At 49.1% G+C, this 3689-nt stretch carries 3 protein-coding genes; all 3 read left to right on the forward strand.

The window, feature by feature from the left end; genetic code table 11:
- Positions 1–250 (forward strand): metallopeptidase TldD-related protein (locus tag ACJMLT_RS00745; RefSeq protein ID WP_405725095.1); only part of this gene is annotated, 250 nt, incomplete at its 5' end.
- A 5-nt stretch (positions 251–255) separates the two neighbouring features.
- Positions 256–1599, forward strand: coding sequence for a TldD/PmbA family protein (locus ACJMLT_RS00750; protein ID WP_405725098.1), 1344 nt, complete (start codon positions 256–258; stop codon positions 1597–1599).
- A gap of 339 nt (positions 1600–1938) precedes the next feature.
- Positions 1939–3689, forward strand: a 1751-nt coding sequence (gene glgB, locus ACJMLT_RS00755) for a 1,4-alpha-glucan branching protein GlgB (RefSeq protein WP_405725101.1), incomplete at its 3' end; no start/stop codon positions are given.

A 3689-nucleotide genomic window follows, 5' to 3' on the forward strand; every position in this document is an offset into this window, starting at 1 on the left:
TCCTGCCACAGGTTCCTTCAACTTCGCCGTTCTGGAAGGATATATGATCCGAAAGGGCAAGATCGCAGAACCTGTCAGAGGGGCAACCCTCATCGGCAAGGGATATGAAGTGCTGCGGGATATCGATATGGTAGGCAATAACCTGAAACGGGCCCAGGGTATGTGCGGCAGCAAAAGCGGCTCCATTCCCACGGATGTGGGTCAGCCGATGATCCGTGTCAGCAGTATGACCGTTGGCGGAAGGGGGTAAGCAGGATGGAAAGACAGAAATTTTTGGATCAAGTCCTTGCTTACGGGAAACAGGCAGGCTTTGCGGAATGCGAAGTGTTTTACCGCGGCGGCAAGGCTTTTGAAGTTCTCATCATGGAGGGAGAAGTTTCCAATTACGAAAACAGCAAGGAAGAAGGGCTGGCCTTCCGTGGGAATATCGACGGAAGAACAGGCTATGCTTATACGGAACAGCTGGCGGAAGAAGCCATTCCTTTTCTGGTGCATACAGCGAAGGAAAATGCGGCGCTTCTGTCTGCGGAAGACATGGAAGACCTGTATGAAGGGGAAGAAAGCTATCCGAAACTGGATGGTGTCAATCAGGAACTGGAACAGCTGGAAGTGGGCGAAAAGATCGCTGCGGCCATGAAGATGGAAGAAGCGGCGCTGGCAGGGGCAGAGGAAGTGGCTTCTCTGGATTACTGCGCTTTGGGCACAGCTCTGGCGGAAATCGCCATCAAAAATACAAAAGGGCTGGATGTTTCCTTTGCGAAAAATTTTGCAACGGCCTATGTATCCGCTATTGCCAGAAAAGGCGATGAAACGAAAACGGGCACCTATTTCTGGAAAGCCCAGGACTGGAACGACTTTGATCCTGAAAAAACAGGCAGAGAAGCGGCAAAACGGGCGGCTTCTCATCTGGGGGCAGGCTCTGTGCCCAGCGGGAAATATGATGTGATCCTCGACGGCAGGACGATGGTTTCTCTGCTGGGGGCTTTTGCAGGCATCTTCTTCGGGGAAAATGCCCAGAAGGGCTTTTCCATGCTGAAAGGGAAAACAGGGGAGAAGATCGCTTCGGAAAAAGTGACTCTGCGGGATGATGCCCTTCTTGCAGGCGGCTACGGCACACAGCCCTTCGACAGCGAAGGGGTTTCCGGCAAGAATAAGGCGGTCATCGAAAAAGGGGTGCTGAAAACCCTGCTGTATAACAGAAAAACGGCGAAAAAAGACGGTGTGTCCTCTACGGGCAACGGATTCAAGGCGGGGCTGACCGGCTCTGTGAAAACCGCAACGACCAATTTCTATCTGACAAAAGGCGAATCCACACAGGAAGACCTGTTCCGTCAGATGGGGGAGGGGCTGTTTATCACCAGCCTCATGGGGCTCCATTCGGGATGCAACGCGGTTTCCGGTGATTTCTCCCTTTCTGCGGAAGGGTTCCGCGTGGAAAAGGGCAAACAGGGACAGCCTGTGGAACAGATCACCATTGCGGGCAATTTCTATAAACTGCTGGAAACGGTGGAGGAAATTGCCGATGACCTGTATTTTGGTTCCAATGGCATGGGTTCTCCTTCTGTTCTTATCAGAGATCTGGATGTTGCAGGGAATTAAATAGAAACGACAGAAAAGCAGACTGTGGGCAGTCTGCTTTTTGCATGTCCGCCAAAGGGCGGCTCTGACAGATGCTTTTTTGTCGAAATGCGAGGGGGTTGGAGGAGTTGGTGATTCTGCACAAATGTTTCTCGTGAAGAGGAGGGATATCTGTTTTCTCTGCGGATAGAAGAGGGCGGGAGAAGTGGGCTGAGTATTGAATTTATTAAGGATTCTGCCGGTTTTTACAATTCTTTTGGACTGGTAATATGGTGTAAATGGTGGTAAAATTATTTATAATGATAAAAAGCAGAAAAAAGATTTGTTATTTAGAAAATTCAGTAAAAAGGGGATGAGAATATGCTCAATACCACAAAGCTTTATGATATTTTCCATATCGTGAACGGGGAACACGGTGACCCTCATACCATTCTGGGGATGCACGAAGTGGAACAGGATGGCAAGAAAATGGTGGCAGTCCGTGCATTTTTGCCCAGTGCCGCAAGCATCGTTGTGGTTGACCATGCAAACAAACGTAAAAAATATCCTATGGAACTGGTACATCAGGGTGGTTTCTTTGAAGTGATCATTCAGGATAGAGAAGAATGGTTCCGTTATCAGCTGGAATATACCGATTACAGCGGCAATACATGGCGCAATTACGATCCCTATTCCTTCCAGCCCACTTTCTCCGATCTGGACAGACATCTGTTTGGTTCCGGCACTCATTATGAAATTTATGAAAAAATGGGCGGCAGACTGATGACCCATCAGGGTGTAAAAGGCGCATCCTTTGCCGTTTGGGCGCCCAATGCGAAAACAGTCAGCGTTGTGGGTGACTTCAACCTGTGGGACAGCCGCAGACATCCTATGCGTAAACTGGAAGAATCCGGTGTCTGGGAAATCTTTATCCCCGGCGTGCAGGAAGGCGACTGCTACAAATTCCATGTGGTACAGTATGACGGCAGGGAAGTAGATAAAACAGACCCTTACGGCCTGTGCTGCGAACTGCGCCCCAAAACAGCATCCGTGCTGTATCCTCTGAAACGCTATAAATGGAAAGACCGCCGCTGGATGACAGCAAGAAAGAAATATAACGTGCATAAATCCCCCATGAACATTTATGAAGTACATCTGGGCAGCTGGATGCGCGGGGAAGAAAACAGATTCCTGACTTATACAGAACTGGCGGAAAAACTGGTGCCCTATGCAAAAGAAATGGGCTATACCCATCTGGAACTGCTTCCCATCGAAGAACATCCTTTTGACGGCAGCTGGGGCTATCAGGTAACAGGCTACTATGCGGCTACCAGCCGTTACGGCAGCCCTGATGAATTCAAATACTTCATTGATACCTGCCACGAAAATGGCATCGGCGTTATTCTGGACTGGGTACCTGCCCATTTCCCTAAAGATGACTTTGCACTGGCTCGTTTCGACGGTACAGCTCTGTATGAACATGAAGACCCTCGTCTGGGGGAACATATCCAGTGGGGCACATATATCTTTAACTACGGCAGAAAAGAAGTTGGTAACTTCCTGCTGGCAAATGCGCTGTTCTGGCTGAGAGAATACCATATCGACGGCCTGCGTGTGGATGCGGTGGCATCTTTGCTTCATCTGGATTTCTGCAGAGGCGAAGGCCAGTGGATCCCCAATATGTACGGCGGCAATGAAAATCTGGAAGCCATCGAATTTCTGAAACACATGAACTCCATCATCGCCCAGAGAGAACCCGGCGCTATGGTTATCGCCGAAGACAGTACTGCATGGGAAGGCGTGACAAAGGACACAAAAGAAGGCGGCCTTGGCTTCACACTGAAATGGAACATGGGCTGGATGAATGACTTCCTGTTCTATATCAAGAAAGATCCTGTTTACAGAAAATATCATCAGAATAAACTGACATTCGGTATGGCATATCAGTATTCCGAAAACTATGTACTGGTATTGTCCCATGACGAAGTAGTACACACAAAGAGCTCCATGGTAGGCAAAATGCCCGGCGACCCTTGGCAGAGCTTTGCAAACCTGCGTCTGAGCTACGGTTTCATGTATGGTCATCCCGGTAAAAAACTGCTGTTTATGGGCGGTGAATTCGGTCAGTATAA

The sequence above is a fragment of the Anaerotignum sp. genome (assembly GCF_045122575.1).
Taxonomy (GTDB): domain Bacteria; phylum Bacillota; class Clostridia; order Lachnospirales; family Anaerotignaceae; genus Anaerotignum_A.

Bases quoted from the DNA above. Each gene is read 5' to 3' on its own strand.
- ACJMLT_RS00750 (WP_405725098.1), top strand. From the start codon at position 256: ATGGAAAGACAGAAATTTTTGGATCAAGTCCTTGCTTACGGGAAACAG.